Source organism: Kitasatospora azatica KCTC 9699, from assembly GCF_000744785.1.
GTDB lineage: Bacteria > Actinomycetota > Actinomycetes > Streptomycetales > Streptomycetaceae > Kitasatospora > Kitasatospora azatica.
Map to the genome: position 1 here is coordinate 3,780,975 of NZ_JQMO01000003.1, position 15,688 is coordinate 3,796,662.

The following is a 15,688-nucleotide window of genomic DNA, read 5'->3' on the forward strand; positions in this document are numbered from 1 at the left end:
GCTCAGAGCCGCCCTGCCGCCTTGAGCGCCAGGTAGGCGTCCGCGAGCGCGGGCGGCAGGGTGGCCGGCGGGGCGTCCAGCACGGTGGCCCCGAGCCGGGTGAGCCGCTCCGCGACGGCCCGACGGTCGGCCTGGGCCTGCTCGGCGGCGGCCGCGCCGTAGACCGCCTGCACGGTCCCGCGTCCGGTGGCCAGCTCGGTCAGCCGCGGGTCGGCCACGCCGGCGACCACCACCTCGTGGCGTCGGGTGAGTCGGGGCAGCAGCGGCAGCAGACCGTCCTCGGCGGGGCCGGCGTCCAGGCCGGTGAGCAGCACGATCAGCGAGCGGCGCGGAGCCAGCCGCAGGGCGGCTGCGGTGAGCGCCCGCAGGTTCGTCTCGACCAGCGCGGGCTCCAGCAGGGCCATCGCGTGGGTGAAGGCCGGCAGCACCTCGGTGGCGGAGCGGCCCAGTACCGAGCCGCGCTGGTGCTGGTCGTGGGCGAGCAGGTCCACCCGGTCGCCGGCCTTGGTGGCCAGCGCGGTGAGCAGCAGCGCGGCGTCCAGCGCGGCGTCCAGGCGTGGCGCGTCCCCGACCCGGCCGGCCGAGGTTCGGCCGGTGTCCAGCACGATCAGGATGTGCCGGTCGCGCTCGGGCCGCCAGGTGCGGACCGCGACGGTGTGCCGGCGGGCGCTGGCCCGCCAGTCGATGGAGCGGACGTCGTCCCCGGGCAGGTACTCGCGCAGGCTGTCGAACTCGGTGCCCTGGCCACGGGTCAGCAGCGAGGTGCGACCGTCGAGTTCGCGCAGCCGGGCGAGCCGGGAGGGCAGGTGCTTGCGGCTGGTGAATGGCGGCAGCGCCCGCAGCGTCCAGGGGACCAGGTGCGATCCCTGACGGCCCGCCAGTCCGAGTGGGCCGAGCGAACGGATCGTCACCCGGTGCGAGTGGTGGTCGCCGCGCCGGGTGGGCCGCAGTTCGGTGCTGACCCGGCGTCGCTCGCCGGCCGGGACCAGCAGGCGGTGCCGAGAGGCCGTCAGGTCGGTGCCGGGCCGGAAGGCGGAGGGTGCCCAGGCGTCGCGCAGCCGCCCCCGCAGCGGGCGCCGGGACGGGTTGCTGACGGTCAGTGAGACGGTGGCGGGCTCGCCGAGCCGGACCGAGCTGTCGCCCTCCCGGGCCAGGTGCAGGGTCCGGACGGGAGCCGCGATCGCCAAGTCCAGCAGCACGCCGACAACCACCACACCGGTGACCAGCCCGATCCCGGCCCAGGAGGGCAGCACGAGCCCGACGAACAGGCTGCCCAGGGCGGCGAGCAGGGCGGTTCGGCCGGTCAGGGCCACGGCAGGACTCCTAGCTTTTGAAGTGCTTTCGAAACCGACCCGACCCGGCTCAGCGGGGTGCGGGGGTCTGGGCGAGCACGGCCTGGATCACCGAGTCGGCGGTCACGCCCTCCATCTCGGCCTCGGCCCGCAGCTGCACGCGGTGCCGCAGGGTGGGCAGCGCGAGCGCCTTGACGTCGTCGGGGGTGACGTAGTCGCGGCCGGCCAGCCAGGCCCAGGCCCGGGAGGTGTTGAGCAGCGCGGTCGCACCGCGCGGGGAGACGCCCAGCGAGAGCGAGGGCGACTGCCGGGTGGCCCGGCAGAGGTCCACGATGTAGGCGAGCACCTCGGGGGAGACGGTCAGCTTGGCGATCGCCTCCCGGGCGGCGGCCAGGTCGGCGGGGCCGGCCACCGGGCGCACGCCGGCGGCGTGCAGATCGCGCGGGTCGAAGCCGGCGGCGTGCCGGCTGAGCACCTGGAACTCCTGGTCACGGTCGGGCAGCGGCAGGATCAGCTTGAGCAGGAAGCGGTCCAGCTGGGCCTCGGGCAGCGGGTAGGTGCCCTCGTACTCCAGCGGGTTCTGGGTTGCCGCGACCAGGAACGGCACCGGCAGCGGCCGGGGCTCACCGTCGACGGTGACCTGGCGCTCCTCCATCGCCTCCAGCAGCGAGGCCTGGGTCTTCGGCGGGGTGCGGTTGATCTCGTCGGCGAGCAGCAGGTTGGTGAAGACCGGGCCGGGCTGGAAGGAGAACTCGGCGGTGCGGGCGTCGTAGACCAGGGAGCCGGTGACGTCGCCGGGCATCAGGTCGGGGGTGAACTGGATCCGCTTGGTCTGCAGGTTCAGCGCCGTCGACAGGGTGCGGATCAGCAGCGTCTTGGCGACTCCGGGGACGCCTTCGAGCAGCACGTGGCCGCCGCAGAGCAGCGCGACCACCAGACCGGTCACGGCGGGGTCCTGGCCGACCACGGCCTTGCCGATCTCGGCGCGCAGCGCGCTGAGCGCCTGCCGGGGGTCCGCAGACACAGGAGTGGGCTGCTCGGTCACGGCTGTCGTACCTGCCTTTCCAGGGCATCGAGGTCGTCGGCGAGCCGCAGCAGTGCGGCGTCGTCGGTGGGTGGCGGGCCGTACAGCAGCCCGGCGAGCTCGCCGGGCGGGCGCTGGTCGGCCAGCCGTTCGGTGAGGGCGGTCAGCAGGGCGTTGCCGTCCACCTCGCCGGCCGTCACGGGGACGCCGAGCGGCGGCGCGAGCCGGTGTCGGGTGGCCCGGCGCAGTGCCTCGGCGGCCCGGCCGCGGGCCTTGGCCAGCTGGTAGAGCCGGGCCCGGCCCTCGGTGGTCTCGGCGGCCCGGACCACCACCGGGAGCTGCTCGCTGACCAGCGGGCCGAGTCGGCGGGCCCGCCAGAGTGCGGCGAGCAGGGCGGCGAGAAACAGCTGGACGGTGGCCGCCCGCCAGCCGACCGGGATCAGCTCGGTGAGGGTCTTCTGCCCGGCGGCCACGGGGGCGGTGCCGTAGTCGGGCAGGTACCAGGTGAGGTGCGGCCGGCTGCCGAGCAGGGCGAGGGCGAGCGAGGCGTTGCCGTCGTGGGCCAGCCGCTGGTTGGTGAGGAAGCGGCCGGAGCCGATCACCACCACTTCGGCGCCGTCGGTGCTGATCGAGCTGGTCAGGGTGGGGTGGCCGTCGCGGGGGTAGCAGCCGGTGGCGCCGGCAGTGATCCGGTAGAGCCGGCCGCCGGCCTCGGCGCTGCCGGCCTGCTGGGCCGCGGGCAGGTCGCACTGCGGGGCGGTGCCGGCAGAGCTGACGGCCACCGGCGTGGTGTCGCCGCCGTAGGTCTGCACGGACGGGGTGAGCAGTTCGAGCGGCAGGTCGCCGGGCGAGATCAGGACCAGCCGGTGGTGTCCGGCGGCGCCGAGCGCGCGCAGCTGGTCGACCGTCAGGAGGTCCGGCAGCGGCACCACCACGGTGTCGTCCCTGGTGGGGGTGGCGGCGAGTGCGGCGGGGTCGGCGGTGCTGGAGACCTCGATCCCGCGGGCCCGCAGGAGCTGGGAGACGGCCTTGGTGCCGTCGGGGTCGGGAGAGCGCGGGTCGAGCGCGGCGTAGCCGGCCTTGTTGCCGAGGCCGGCTATCAGCAGGCCGGCCAGCAGCAGGAAGGCGCCGCCGGCCAGGAACCAGCGGGTGCGGAGCCAGAGCTGACGTGCCGTCGGGGTCAGGCTGCGGTGGTCGGCGGGGCTCGGGTCGACGCGGTCGGCGGTGCGTATGTCACGGGGGGTGGTGCTGGTGGTCACGCGGCGCCCGCCGGGGTCAGGTGGCTGGGACGGGTCTGGCGCAGCTGCCGGTCGAGCTCGGCGAGCCGCTGGTAGGCGGCCTGGTCGGCGGATCGGTCGCCGTAGGCGATGTCGTCGAAGAGGCGGGCGGCCTCGCGCAGCGCGACGGCCTGTTCGGGCAGGTGGCGGCCGGCCTCGGCGGCGGCCTCGTCGGCGGTGCGGCCGGGGCGCGGGTCGAGCAGGGTGCGCTCCTCGAGGTCGCGGACCAGGGCCCGCATCTGCTCGCGGACGGCTTGTGTCCACTCCCCGGCGGCGGCGTGCCGCTGCGCCGCCGCGCGGTGCTCCGCGGCGGTGCGCGGGCCGTCGGCGGCGAACAGCGCGGCGGCGGTGGTGGCGGCCCGGCCGGGGCGGCCGAGCCGCCACCAGAGCGCGCCGCCGAGCAGCACGGCGAGCACCAGGAACAGGATCAGTCCGGTGGTGCCGTTGCTCGCGGCGTTGCCGAGCTGCCCGAGCAGGTTGTCCAGTTGCTCCCAGAGCCAGTTGGTGATCCGCTGCAGCAGACCGGGGTCGTGGCGGTGGTACTCCGGCTTCAGCAGTTCTTCGCGCGCGGCCTCGCGGGCCGGATCGCGCGGCACGGTCACCGGGGCGCCGTCACCGGCGGCCCGGGCCCAGTCCCCCCAGGTCGGCATCGGGTCAGGCCGCCCCGGTCGGTCCGCCGGTCGGGGTGTCGACCGGCCCGGCGGTGGTGCCGGCCCAGCCGGTGCCGCCGTACTCCGGCAGCCCCGCGGCGCGGGCCAGCTCCAGGTCCAGCGCCTCGCGGCGGATCCGCTGGTCGACGTAGAGCAGTACGTGGATGCCGGCGCTGATCGGGACGGTCAGGGTCGCGCCGAGCACGCCGCCGATCGCGATGATCACCAGTGCGCCGAGCGGCTGCGGGGTGTTCGGGTCGGCGCCCAGCGCGGACAGCGGGTTGCTGTTGCTGACCCCGGCGATGGCGCTGAACGGCACCTCGATGATGCCGGCGAGCAGCGCGGCCAGCACGCCGCCGAGCAGGGTGATCCCGAAGATCCGCCACCAGGAGCCGCGGACCAGGCGGCGGGAGCGGGAGAGCGCGGCCTTGATGCCCTGCTTCTCCAGCATCAGCGCGGGGGTGGCCAGGTGCAGCTGCATGTAGACCCAGAGCGCCACCACGCTGCCCGCGATCAGCCCGAGAGCCAGGGTGACGTCAACGCCCGGGCTGGAGCCGCCGACCGCGAGGGCGATGATGCCGGGGAGCATGCCGACCACGACGATCCCGACGATGATCAGCAGGGTCAGCAGGGTCAGGCCGAGCAGCCGCCACAGCTGTGGGCGGGCGGCCCGCCAGGCGAGGCCGATGGAGACCTGCTCGCCGAGGATCGCCTTGCTGACCACCATGGTCAGCATCGCGGTCATCACCAGTCCGGCGAAGGCGCTGATCAGGTAGCTGACACCGAGCAGGATCACGGCGAGGGTGTTCTGATCGTCGTTGCGGGTGACATAGGTGAGCGCGGTGGCCGTGGTCTGGCTGAACACCGCGACCACCAGGGCGAGCGGCAGCACGGTGCGCCAGTGCTTGCGAGCGGTGGAGATCGAGCCGTCCAGGATCTCGCCGACGCCCAGCGGGCGCAGCGGGATCACCCCGGGCTTGGGGCTCGCCGGCTGCATGCCCCAGTTCGGCTGCCAGCCGGGCTTGCCGGCGCCGGGCTGGCCCCAGCCGGGCTGCCCGCCCTGGGCACCCCAGCCCGGCGGCGCTGTCCAGCCGCCCTGGGCGGGGCGCTGCGGGGGCACCTGGCCGGCGCGCGGGTCGCCGTACGCGCCGGGGTAGGGCGGCGCGGCCGGGGGCGCGGGAGTCGGTGCGGGGGCGGGCGCTGGCGCTGCGGTGGCCGACGGTGCGTCCGACCCGACGGGCGTGTCGGCCGGCGGCCGGACGTCTTCGGGCTCGGATCCGGACGAGCTGGGGGAGACCCAGCCCGGAGTGTCGGTCATCACTGCTCCTCGGCGCGGGGCGAGCGCCCCAGGACGGTGCATGGGGCGCATGCGTGCCGCCCATCGTGCCATGGTGGCGGCAGGCACCCCAGGGGTGCCGGGTTGCTGATCGACAACGGAGTCGACGGGGCCGTCGAAGCTTGGAGTTTGGGTGGATATGGGCGCTCTCACCAGCGGTTCGCCGGGGAGATTGGCACGGGTGTGCGGCAGGTCACAATCCGGTAATGAGAGGATGGGCTCATGAAAGGTCGCGTCCTCGTCGTAGATGACGACACCGCACTCGCCGAGATGCTCGGCATCGTGCTGCGTGGTGAGGGTTTTGAGCCGTATTTCGTCGCGGACGGGGACAAGGCGCTGGCCGCGTTCCGCGAGACCAAACCGGACCTCGTCCTGCTCGACCTGATGCTGCCCGGACGGGACGGAATCGACGTCTGCCGGCAGATCAGGTCCGAGTCCGGGGTGCCGATCGTGATGCTCACCGCGAAGACCGACACGGTCGACATCGTGGTGGGCCTGGAGTCCGGCGCCGACGACTACGTGGTCAAGCCGTTCAAGCCCAAGGAGCTGGTCGCCCGGGTCCGGGCGCGGCTGCGCCGGGCCGAGGAGCCCACCCCCGAGCAGCTGACCATCGGCGATCTGGTGATCGACGTGGCCGGCCACTCGGTCAAGCGGGACGGCCGGGGCATCCCGCTGACCCCGCTGGAGTTCGACCTGCTGGTCGCGCTGGCCCGCAAGCCCTGGCAGGTGTTCACCCGCGAGGTGCTGCTGGAGCAGGTCTGGGGCTACCGGCACGCGGCCGACACCCGGCTGGTCAACGTCCACGTCCAGCGTCTGCGCTCGAAGATCGAGAAGGACCCGGAGCGTCCGGAGATCGTGGTCACCGTCCGCGGTGTCGGCTACAAGGCCGGACCCAGCTGACGTGACGCACCAGATCCACCCCTCCCCGGCCGGCGCCCCGGCCGGGGAGGCGCACATACCGGGCACCGGCGCCACCCGCGCGGCGGTGTCGCCCCTCGGGCTGCTCCGCCGCCGGCTGGGCAGCCCCTTCCACCGCCTCTCGGCGCTCTACCGGCGCTCGATCCAGTTGCGGGTGGTCGCTGCCACGCTGGTGCTCTCGGTCGCGCTGGTCATGGTGCTCGGCGTGGTGGTGATGGCCCAGGTCCGCCAGGGCCTGCTGGACAGCAAGAAGCGCACCGCGCAGAGCCAGGCCTACGGCGGTTTCACCACCGCCCAGAAGCAGAGCGACCTGCTGCGCGACGCCCGCGCCAAGACCGGCAACACCACCGATGCCAGCGCCGGCGAGACCAGTACCTGGCTGACCGACCAGGTCTCCGGGCTGGCCAGCGGCGGCCAGGGCGTCTACCTGGTGATCGGCACCGTGCCGTCCAGCGACCAGAACGCGATCGCCACCAGCACCCCGCTGCTCACCGCCCGGGCCTCCGAGGACGTGGCGCTCAACAGCATCCCGTCCGAGCTGGCCACCGAGGTGGCGAGGGACCCGAGCCACCTGCCGCACGAGCAGGCCACCACGATCCACCGCACCTCCGCCTCCGGGCAGCCGGTCTCGGAGTCGGGGCTGGTCATCGGCAAGCAGCTGAGCGGACCCGACGGCAGCCCGTACCAGCTCTACTTCGCGTTCTCCTTCGTCCAGGAGGACAACACCCTGAGCCTGGTCACCGGCACGGTGGCCACCGCGGGGCTGTTCATCGTCGCGCTGCTCGGCTGCATCGCCTGGCTGGTCGTCCGTCAGGTGGTCACCCCGGTGCGGATGGCCGCCGGCATCGCCGAGCGGCTGGCCGACGGGCACCTCGAAGAGCGGATGAAGGTCACCGGGACCGACGACATCGCCCGGCTCGGCGAGTCCTTCAACCGGATGGCGGGCGCGCTGCAGACCCAGATCCGCCAGCTCGAGGAACTCTCCCGGGTGCAGCGGCGGTTCGTCTCGGACGTCTCGCACGAGCTGCGCACCCCGCTGACCACGGTGCGGATGGCCGCCGACCTGATCTACGACAGCCGCGAGGACCTGGACCCGATGGCGGCCCGCTCCGCCGAGTTGCTGCAGGGCCAGCTGGACCGGTTCGAATCGCTGCTCGCCGACCTGCTGGAGATCAGCCGGTTCGACGCCGGGGCGGCGATCCTGGACGCCGAGCCGGTGGACCTGCGCGACATCGTGCACCGGGTGGTCGAGGCGGCCGACCCGCTGGCCCGGCTCAAGGGCAGCGCCGTGGTGCTGCGCGGGGCCGACAAGCCGGTGGTCGCCGAGGTCGACCCGCGCCGGATCGAGCGGATCCTGCGCAACCTGGTGGTCAACGCGCTGGAGCACGGCGAGGGCCGCGACGTGGTGATCCAGCTGGGCTCCGCCGAGGGCGCGGTCGCGGTCGGCGTACGGGACTACGGCATCGGGCTCAAGCCCGGCGAAGCCTCCCGGGTCTTCCACCGGTTCTGGCGGGCCGACCCCTCGCGGGTGCGGACCACCGGCGGCACCGGCCTGGGCCTGTCGATCGCCGTCGAGGACGCCCATCTGCACGGCGGCTGGCTGCAGGCCTGGGGCGAGCCCGGCGGCGGCTCGCACTTCCGGCTCACCCTGCCGCGCACCCGCGGCGGCGAGATCGGCCGGGCGCCGTTCCGCCTGGAGCCCGAGGACTCGCGGCACAACCGGGGCCTGCGGGCCCAGGGCACCCCGTACCGGCGGGCGCTGCCGGCCGGCGCCACCGCGCTGACCGCCAACGGCGAGCCGACCGTGATCCCGGAGACCCCCGGCGGCGCGGGCGCGGGGCTCGGCCCCGGGCTCGGCGGGGTACTGAGCATCGCCGGGCCGGCGGTCGGCCAGCGCCGACTGCCGGAGGCCCCGGTCGCGGACCCGTCGGACGTCCGGGCGGTGGGTGCGGGGTACGGTGCGACCGGCGCCCAGGTGGTGGTCGACCGCAGCCGGCTGCCGCAGCCGGCGGAGGCGGGACCGGACCCGCGGGAGCAGCAGGGCGTCGACGACGCCGGGAGCACGAAGGCGGAGGGGGCGCGGGGTGGCGAGCAGTAGCGGCCGGACCGGCCGAAGCTGGGCGGGGACGCTCTGGGTCTCGCTGACCGTGCTGCTCGCGGCCGGCTGCGCCACGATGCCGGACAGCGGCGACCCCGAGTCGGTGCAGCCGCCGCAGGGCGCGGGCGCCGACCAGGGTGTCCAGGTACGGGTGATCCCGATGCCGCCGCGCGACGGGCTGTCGCCGCGTGCGGTGCTGCAGAACTTCCTGGACGCCTCGGTCGCCGACGAGGCCGACTACCGGACCGCCAAGCAGTACCTGACCCCGGACGGTGTCGACCACTGGAACCCGAACAACGGTGCGGTGGTGCTCAAGAGCACCGCGCTGCAGAACCCGGTGGGCGAGGACAGCGGCGACCAGGCTTCGCTGACCATCAGCTCGCCCGAGATCGGCGAACTGGACGACAAGCACACCTACCGGCCGCAGGTCGACACGCAGCAGTTCACCCGCACCTTCCGGCTGGTCAACCTGGCCAAGGACGTGAAGGACGGCAAGGGCGCCAAAGCGCAGTGGCGGATCGCCGACCTGCCGGACCGGCTGATCCTCGACCAGACCAGCTTCCGCAACGCCTACCAGCAGGTCGACCGGTACTTCTTCACCAGGACCGACCCGGCCACCGGAAGCGACCAGCCGGTGCTGGTCCCCGACCCGGTCTACCTGCGGCGCCGCATAGACCCGGCTTCCGCCGCGGCCCGGGCCCTGGTCGACGGCCCGTCCTACTGGCTCGCGCCGGCCGTCCACTCGGCCTTCGACGGTGTCCCGCCCGTCGCCCGGGTCAACACCGACGACCCGCGCAACCCCAAGGTGCAGCTGGACGGCGTGGACTGCGTGGCCAGCGAACGGCAGTGCAAGCAGATGGCGGCCCAGCTCTACTTCACCCTGGTCAGCCAGAGCGGTGCGGGCTCGATCGACCGGGTGGTGGTCACCTCCCGCAAGGGCAGCGCCGAGATGACCCTGCAACAGGCCAAGAACCTGCAGTACGTGCCGGGTTCGCGCAGTGGTGGCGGCGGGACGGCGTACGCCCGCAACGCCCAGACCGGGCAGCTGCAGCTGGTCGGGTCGGACCCGCCGACCCCGGTGCCGGGCGTGCTCGGTGCCGCCAACCGGCCGGCGCCGCTGGTGCCGCAGCAGTCCGGTCATGTCACCGGTGCGTTCGCGGTCAGCCGGGACGGCAAGTCGGCCGCGGTGGTCAGCGAGGACGGCAAGTCGCTCTTCATCGCCGGCCTGGACGACAGCACCAAGCAGCTGAACCCCGCGGTGGTGGGCAGCCACGCGCCCCGCCCCGAGCAGGGCCTGACCTCGCCCAGCTGGGACGGGTACGGCGGTCTGTGGGTGGTGGACCGCGACCCGGCGGCCCCGCAGGTGCTGCTGATCGAGCCCAACAAGGCCGATCCCACCAAGACGCTCCGGATCAGCGTGCCGGTGGCCGGGCTGGCCGGTCAGAGCGGGCAGACCGTGGACGCGGTGCGGATCTCCTCGGACGGCACCAGGGCCGCACTGTTGCTGCGCGGTACCGGCGCCGCGGACAGCCTGCAGATCGGCCTGGTGGTGCGTGGCGGCACCGCGCAGCAGCCGACCGCGGAGATCACCGGGCTGCGCCCGATCGCCGGTCAGCTGGTCGACGTCACCTCGGTCTCCTGGGCGGACCCGGACACCCTGCTGGCGCTCGGCAAGGAGAAGGACAGCGTCCTGCAGCTGCACTACCTCTCCACCGACGGCTCCTCCGGCCTGGACGGCGCGCTGCAGGCGGTGGACGGGATGACCGTGGTCGCCTCCTCCGAGTCGCGGCTCGACTCGGTGCTGGCCGACGCCAACGACCCTGATCACACCGTCTACAAGCTGCTCGGCAACGTCCAGTCGCAGTGGAAGACCTACGGCAACGGCATGCGGCCCGCCTACCCGGGCTGATCCGCCTGCCGGGCCGGCCGGCTGGCCGGCTGGCCTGGTGGGGGTGCCCTGGTGGCGGGTGCCCGCTCAGCGGGTGGTGGCCGCCAGGGTGGCCGCCGCCACGGGCGGGGCACCGGCCGCGCGCAGCGCCCGAGCCGCCTCGCCCAGGGTGGCGCCGGTGGTCACCAGGTCGTCCACCAGGACCAGCTGACGGCCGCTCAGGGATTCCCGGAAGAGCTCGGGCACCGTCAGCGCGCGGTGCAGGTTGGCGCGGCGCTCGGCGGCGCCGAGACCCGCCTGGTCGGCCACCCGCCGGGCCGGGCGCAGCACCGGGGCGACCTGGCAGGGCAGCCCGTGACGGCGCAGCCGGCGCGCGGCGCTGCGGGCCAGCCGACGGGTCGCGTCGTGACCGCGGGCCCGGACGGCGCGCCGGGCCGAGGGCATCGGGACCAGCAGCACGGGGTGCTCGGGCGGCGGAGCCTGCGCCAGCGCGGCCCGGACGGCCTCGGCGAGCACCGCGCCCAGCGGCCCGGCCAGGCCGAGCGCGCCGCGCTCCTTGTGGGCCAGCAGCAGTTGGCGAACCGGATCGCGGTAGGCGGTGCAGGCGTGCACCGGGGGCAGCCCGGCAGGGGCTGGGCGCGGCGCGGCCGGATACCCGCGCAGGCCGGTCAGCAACGCCCGGCAGGACGGGCAGAGCAGGGCGCCCGGTGCGCCGCAGCCGGCACAGGGCGCGGGGAGCAGAAGGTCGAGCAGGGACGTGAGCACGGGCACCTCCCACGCGGCTGTGGTGGGGCCAGGGTGGGCCGTCTGGGCGGAGTTGTCCAGATATTTACCGTCACTTCACTCGATTGAGGGTAGACAGGGGGGAACAGCTGTCCGGCCGGAACCCGCAACACCTAAGGTCCCGCTGGAGAGGCGAAAAGCCCGGATGGGGTGTCTCATGAGGCTCCAGGGGGTTTCAAGCCGCTCTGGTGGGGAGGAAGTGGGTGAAGGCCCAGCCCGCCAGGTCACTCGACCAGGCGGCGGGCCGGCGGCATCGTGGCTGGTCAGGCTGGGTCTCATGCCCGGTCCGGTAGTCCGGATCGGCGCCAGTACGAGGGATCGGAGTTCTGCGTGGACATCGTCGTCAAGGGCCGCAAGACCGAGGTGCCCCAGAGGTTCCGCGAGCACGTGGCCGAGAAACTGGAGAAGGTCCAGAAGTTCGACGGCAAGGTGATCAGCCTGGACGTCGAGGTGTCCAAGGAACACAACCCGCGTCAGGCCGACCGGTCCGACCGGGTGGAGATCACCGTTCGCACCCGTGGCCCGGTGATCCGGGCCGAGGCGGCCGCCGCCGATCCGTACGCGGCGCTCGACCTGGCCTCGGCGAAGCTCGACGCCCAGCTGCGCAAGTCCGCGGACCGGCGCCGGGTGCACCACGGCGCGAAGACCACGCCGCTCAGCGTGGCCCAGGCGACGGCGCGGATCGCGGCGCTGCCGGGCACGGCGACCATGGAGGAGCTCGAGCCGCCGGTACGGAAGACGAAGATCGGCTCGCTCGAGGTCGAGGGCGAAGGCCCGCTGGTGGTGCGCGAGAAGACGCACGTCGCCCACCCGATGGCGCTCGCCCAGGCGCTCGAGTCCATGGAGCTGGTGGGCCACGACTTCTACCTCTTCGTGGAGAAGGACAGCGGCCTGCCCAGCGTGGTCTACCGGCGCCGCGGTTACGACTACGGCGTTATTCACCTGAAGTCGGACGGCCTGGAGCCGGACGACGAGATCAGCGGCGCCGGCGGCGCGATCAACGCGGCCGCGGAGCGCTGAACCACTGCCCCAGCCCGGCGGCCGCCTCCGGCCGCCGGGCCTTGTGCTGCCCGCGCTCTGTGCTGCCCGGGGCCCTGCGTTACCCGCGCCCGGCGGGGACCCGTCCGGGGGATCCGCCGATCGGCGGTTGAGCCCAGTGCTGATTACCGTGGAATGATGAGGCCCACAGCATTCGGCGACGGGGAGGGCGGATGGCGGAGCGGTTCGACGGCGGTGGTGGCGAGAGCCCAGGGCCCGAGTACGCACCACGCGGCGGCGAGCCCATTCGCGTCCTGGTGGTGGACGACCACGCCCTGTTCAGGCGCGGGCTGGAGATCGTACTCGCCGAGGAGACGGACATCAGGGTCGTCGGCGAGGCCGGTGACGGCGCCGAGGCGGTGCTCAAGGCGGCCGACCTGCTGCCCGACATCATCCTGATGGATGTCCGGATGCCGCGCCGCAGCGGCATCGAGGCCTGCACCTCGATCAAGGAGGTGGCCCCGAGTACCAAGATCATCATGCTGACGATAAGCGACGAGGAGGCCGACCTCTACGAGGCGATCAAGGCGGGGGCCACCGGCTACCTGCTCAAGGAGATCTCCACCGACGAGGTGGCCACCGCGATCCGCGCGGTGGCTGACGGCCAGTCACAGATCAGCCCCTCGATGGCGGCCAAGCTGCTCACCGAGTTCAAGTCGATGATCCAGCGCCGGTCGGACGACCGGGAGTTGGTCCCCGCGCCGCGGCTGACCGACCGGGAGCTGGAGGTGCTCAAGCTGGTCGCCACCGGGATGAACAACCGGGAGATCGCCAAGGAGTTGTTCATCAGCGAGAACACCGTGAAGAACCACGTGCGCAACATCCTGGAGAAGCTGCAGCTGCACTCCCGGATGGAGGCCGTGGTCTACGCGATGCGCGAGAAGATCCTCGAAATAGGGTGACCCGCAGGCCGGTTGGGGCACCCGGTCAGTCGAGCAGCTTCTCCAGGGCGGGGCGCAGCGCCTCGTCGCTCAGCGACTCCACCCGGACCGCCCGGCAGCCGACCCAGTCGGCCGCCTCGCGCAGCGCCCGGGCCAGCGCGGGCAGGTGCTTCGGCGCGTCCAGCGAGATCTGACGGGCCACCAGGATGCCTGCCTCGCGGGCCGGATCGACCCGGCCGACCAGCTGACCGCCGGTCAGCAGCGGCATCGCGAAGTAGCCGTGTATCCGCTTGTGCTTGGGGGTGTAGGCCTCCAGGCGATGCGTCATGCCGAAGATCCGCTCGGTCCGGGCGCGGTCCCAGACCAGGGAGTCGAACGGCGAGAGCAGCGTGGTGCGGTGGCGCCCGTTCGGGGCCGTGGCCAGCGCCTCCGGGTCGGCCCAGGCAGGGGCGTCCCAGCCGGCGACCGCGACCGGGACCAGGCCGGTCTCCTCCAGCACCTCGTCCAACTGGGCGGACTTCAGGCGGTGGTAGTCCAGCAGGTCGGCCCGGGTGGCCACGCCGAGGGCCTGGCCGGCCTGGCGGACCAGTTGGGTCAGGCACTGACGGTCGGTCAGGTCGCGCTGGTGGAACTCGGCGGGGATGGCCTGCTCGGCCAGTGCGTAGACGCGCTTCCAGCCGCGGCGCTCGGTGCAGACCACGTCGCCGAAGGCCAGCGCCCGCTCCACCGCGATCTTGGCGTCGGACCAGTCCCACCACTCGGCGGTCCGCTTGGCGCCGCCGAGCTCGGTGCTGGTCAGCGGGCCCTCGGCGCCCAGCCGGTCCAGCACGCCCTGGTAGGCCTCGGGGCTCACCCGGTGGTTCCACAGGTTGCCGCGGTCGCGGTAGGCACGGCGGCGGAAGGCGAACAGCGGCCATTCCTCGACCGGCAGCACGCAGGCCGCGTGCGACCAGTACTCGAAGGAGGCCCCCGAGCCCCAGTAGGCCTGCTCGACGGCCGGGCGGCCGACGGCGCCGAGCCGGGCGTAGGGGACCAGCTCGTGCGAGCGGGCCAGCACCGAGATGGTGTCCAACTGGACCGCGCCGAGGTGGCGCAGCACGCCGCGCACCCCGGCCCGCCGGTCCGGGGCCCCGAGCAGGCCCTGGGCGCGCAGGGCGATCCGGCGGGCGTCGTCGGGGCCGAGGGTCAGGGTGGGCGGTGGCGCTGCGGTCATGCCGGGCAGCGTAAAGGGTGCCGCTGACAGCCGGGCGTGGGGTGCGTCAGTCCATGCCCGGGTCTCAGTTCACCGGGTCTCGGTCCACCGGGTCTCGGTCCAGCGGATCGGTGGCCAGGCGGGCGTGCAGGTGCAGGTCGTGGCGGTGGCCGAGACTGTCCGGCATCGCCTCGCGCAGCGTGCCCTCCAGTCGGTAGCCGCCCTTGCGGGCGATCGCGCAGGATGCGCCGTGCGCTGCGGCGTGTCCCAACTCCATCCGGTGCAGGTCAAGTTCGGCGAACGCCCAGGCGGTGGCGAGCAGCAGCGCGCCGGTCGCCACGCCACGGCCGCGGGCGGCGGGCATGGTCCAGTAGCCGACTCGCGCGGTGCGGAACTCCTGGTCGATCTCGCGGATCGCGAGGTGGCCGAGGAGCCGGCCGGTCCGCGGGTCCCGGGCCGCCCAGCCGGCCAGGGTGCCCTCGGCGGCGCGGGCCAGGACGCGGGCGAGCCACGCGCGGGCCTGCTCCTCGGTCGGGACCTCGAGTTGGGCGCGCGGGTTCCAGCGAGCCTGCTCGGGGTCGCCGAGGCCGATCCGCAGGTCGTCCAGGTCCGGCTGGTCGAGCTCGGCGGACCAGGGGGTCAGCAGCAGTTCGGGTCCGCGCAGTTCGACCGCGGTCGGGGTCGGGGTCGGGGTCGGCATCAGATCGCCAGCTCGGAGGCCAGCAGCGAGCCCATCCAGGCGTCGAGGTACGCCCCGCGCTGGGCCGCGTAGGAGCGCAGGGTGCCCTCCAGGGTGAAGCCGGCCTTGCGGGCCAGCGCCAGCGAGGGCTCGTTGCCGACGTAGGCCACCCACTCCAGGCGGCGCAGGTCGCGCTCGGCCACGCCCCAGCGGCAGACCGCGTGCAGGGCCTCCAGCCCGTAGCCGCGTCCGCGCGCCTCGGCGGCGGTCCAGTAGCCGACCTCGGCCGCGCCCGGTCCCCGGGCGGCCAGGCTCTGGGTGCCGACCAGTGCGCCGGTCTGCTTCTCGACCACGCACCAGATCGGGTTCCGGCCGGTGGCCCAGCCCTCGGTGGCGAGCCGGTCGACGAAGAACTCGGCGTCCGCCCGCCGGTAGGGCGAGGGCACCACCGTCCAGCGCTGGATCTCCTCGTCCTGGCAGGCCGCGAAGATCGCGTCGATGTCGGCCGGGACCGGGGCGCGCAGGATCAGCCGGTCGGTCTCCAGGGTCACTGGTTCCAAGATCGGTTCGCTCATGTACGGGAGTATCGCGGGCCGCGGCGCGGGGTGAAAGTGCCTTTCTCGTGCCCGGTT

General features: G+C 73.9%; 14 protein-coding genes. 5 read left to right on the plus strand and 9 right to left on the minus strand.

Annotated elements, in window-relative coordinates; all coding sequences use genetic code 11:
• Nucleotides 1–2: 2 nt before the first annotated feature.
• From BR98_RS27495 to BR98_RS27515, 5 genes are read right to left on the minus strand one after another with little or no spacing between them, the layout of a single operon-like run.
• On the minus strand, nt 3–1,313 hold the full coding sequence (locus BR98_RS27495) for a DUF58 domain-containing protein (RefSeq protein WP_035848637.1): 1,311 nt from the start codon (nt 1,311–1,313) through the stop codon (nt 3–5).
• Between the two features lie 49 nt (nt 1,314–1,362).
• The gene (locus BR98_RS27500) at nt 1,363–2,316 is read right to left on the minus strand and encodes an AAA family ATPase (RefSeq protein WP_232247631.1); all 954 of its coding nucleotides are present in this window, start codon (nt 2,314–2,316) and stop codon (nt 1,363–1,365) included.
• Nucleotides 2,317–2,333: 17 nt separating this feature from the next.
• Nucleotides 2,334–3,575, minus strand: coding sequence for a DUF4350 domain-containing protein (locus BR98_RS27505; RefSeq protein WP_232247635.1), 1,242 nt, complete (start codon nt 3,573–3,575; stop codon nt 2,334–2,336).
• The gene (locus BR98_RS27510) at nt 3,572–4,243 is read right to left on the minus strand and encodes a DUF4129 domain-containing protein (RefSeq protein WP_035848642.1); all 672 of its coding nucleotides are present in this window, start codon (nt 4,241–4,243) and stop codon (nt 3,572–3,574) included. The genes BR98_RS27505 and BR98_RS27510 overlap by 4 nt, the downstream gene beginning before the upstream one ends.
• A 4-nt stretch (nt 4,244–4,247) precedes the next feature.
• Nucleotides 4,248–5,561, minus strand: a complete 1,314-nt coding sequence (locus BR98_RS27515) for a DUF7847 domain-containing protein (protein WP_051970265.1) — start codon at nt 5,559–5,561, stop codon at nt 4,248–4,250.
• Nucleotides 5,562–5,801: 240 nt separating this feature from the next.
• Between BR98_RS27515 and mtrA the strand changes: the two genes are divergently transcribed.
• From mtrA to BR98_RS27530, 3 genes are read left to right on the plus strand one after another with little or no spacing between them, the layout of a single operon-like run.
• Nucleotides 5,802–6,479, plus strand: a complete 678-nt coding sequence (gene mtrA / locus BR98_RS27520) for an MtrAB system response regulator MtrA (protein ID WP_035848644.1) — start codon at nt 5,802–5,804, stop codon at nt 6,477–6,479.
• Between the two features lies 1 nt (nt 6,480).
• Nucleotides 6,481–8,595: an MtrAB system histidine kinase MtrB gene (gene mtrB, locus BR98_RS27525; protein ID WP_198042292.1), complete on the plus strand. Its 2,115-nt coding sequence runs from the start codon at nt 6,481–6,483 to the stop codon at nt 8,593–8,595.
• A complete protein-coding gene (locus BR98_RS27530) occupies nt 8,582–10,504 on the plus strand; it encodes an LpqB family beta-propeller domain-containing protein (protein ID WP_035848647.1) in 1,923 nt (640 codons plus the stop codon). Before mtrB ends, BR98_RS27530 begins: the two co-directional genes overlap by 14 nt.
• 66 nt (nt 10,505–10,570) lie before the next feature.
• Here the strand turns inward: BR98_RS27530 and BR98_RS27535 are convergent, their stop codons facing one another.
• A complete protein-coding gene (locus BR98_RS27535; RefSeq protein ID WP_051970266.1) occupies nt 10,571–11,248 on the minus strand; it encodes a ComF family protein in 678 nt (225 codons plus the stop codon).
• A gap of 348 nt (nt 11,249–11,596) precedes the next feature.
• Between BR98_RS27535 and hpf the strand changes: the two genes are divergently transcribed.
• Nucleotides 11,597–12,286, plus strand: a complete 690-nt coding sequence (hpf, locus tag BR98_RS27540) for a ribosome hibernation-promoting factor, HPF/YfiA family (protein ID WP_035848653.1) — start codon at nt 11,597–11,599, stop codon at nt 12,284–12,286.
• Between the two features lie 191 nt (nt 12,287–12,477).
• Nucleotides 12,478–13,206: a response regulator gene (locus tag BR98_RS27545; protein WP_035848658.1), complete on the plus strand. Its 729-nt coding sequence runs from the start codon at nt 12,478–12,480 to the stop codon at nt 13,204–13,206.
• Nucleotides 13,207–13,231: 25 nt separating this feature from the next.
• Here BR98_RS27545 and BR98_RS27550 read toward each other — a convergent pair whose 3' ends face one another.
• The 3 genes from BR98_RS27550 to BR98_RS27560 form a co-directional block, all read right to left on the minus strand.
• A complete protein-coding gene (locus BR98_RS27550) occupies nt 13,232–14,398 on the minus strand; it encodes a winged helix-turn-helix domain-containing protein (RefSeq protein ID WP_035848663.1) in 1,167 nt (388 codons plus the stop codon).
• A gap of 64 nt (nt 14,399–14,462) precedes the next feature.
• Nucleotides 14,463–15,077 (minus strand): GNAT family N-acetyltransferase, encoded by a 615-nt coding sequence (locus BR98_RS27555; RefSeq protein ID WP_035848668.1) that lies wholly within the window; start codon nt 15,075–15,077, stop codon nt 14,463–14,465.
• Nucleotides 15,077–15,631, minus strand: a complete 555-nt coding sequence (locus BR98_RS27560) for a GNAT family N-acetyltransferase (protein ID WP_232247637.1) — start codon at nt 15,629–15,631, stop codon at nt 15,077–15,079. Before BR98_RS27560 ends, BR98_RS27555 begins: the two co-directional genes overlap by 1 nt.
• Nucleotides 15,632–15,688: the final 57 nt, after the last annotated feature.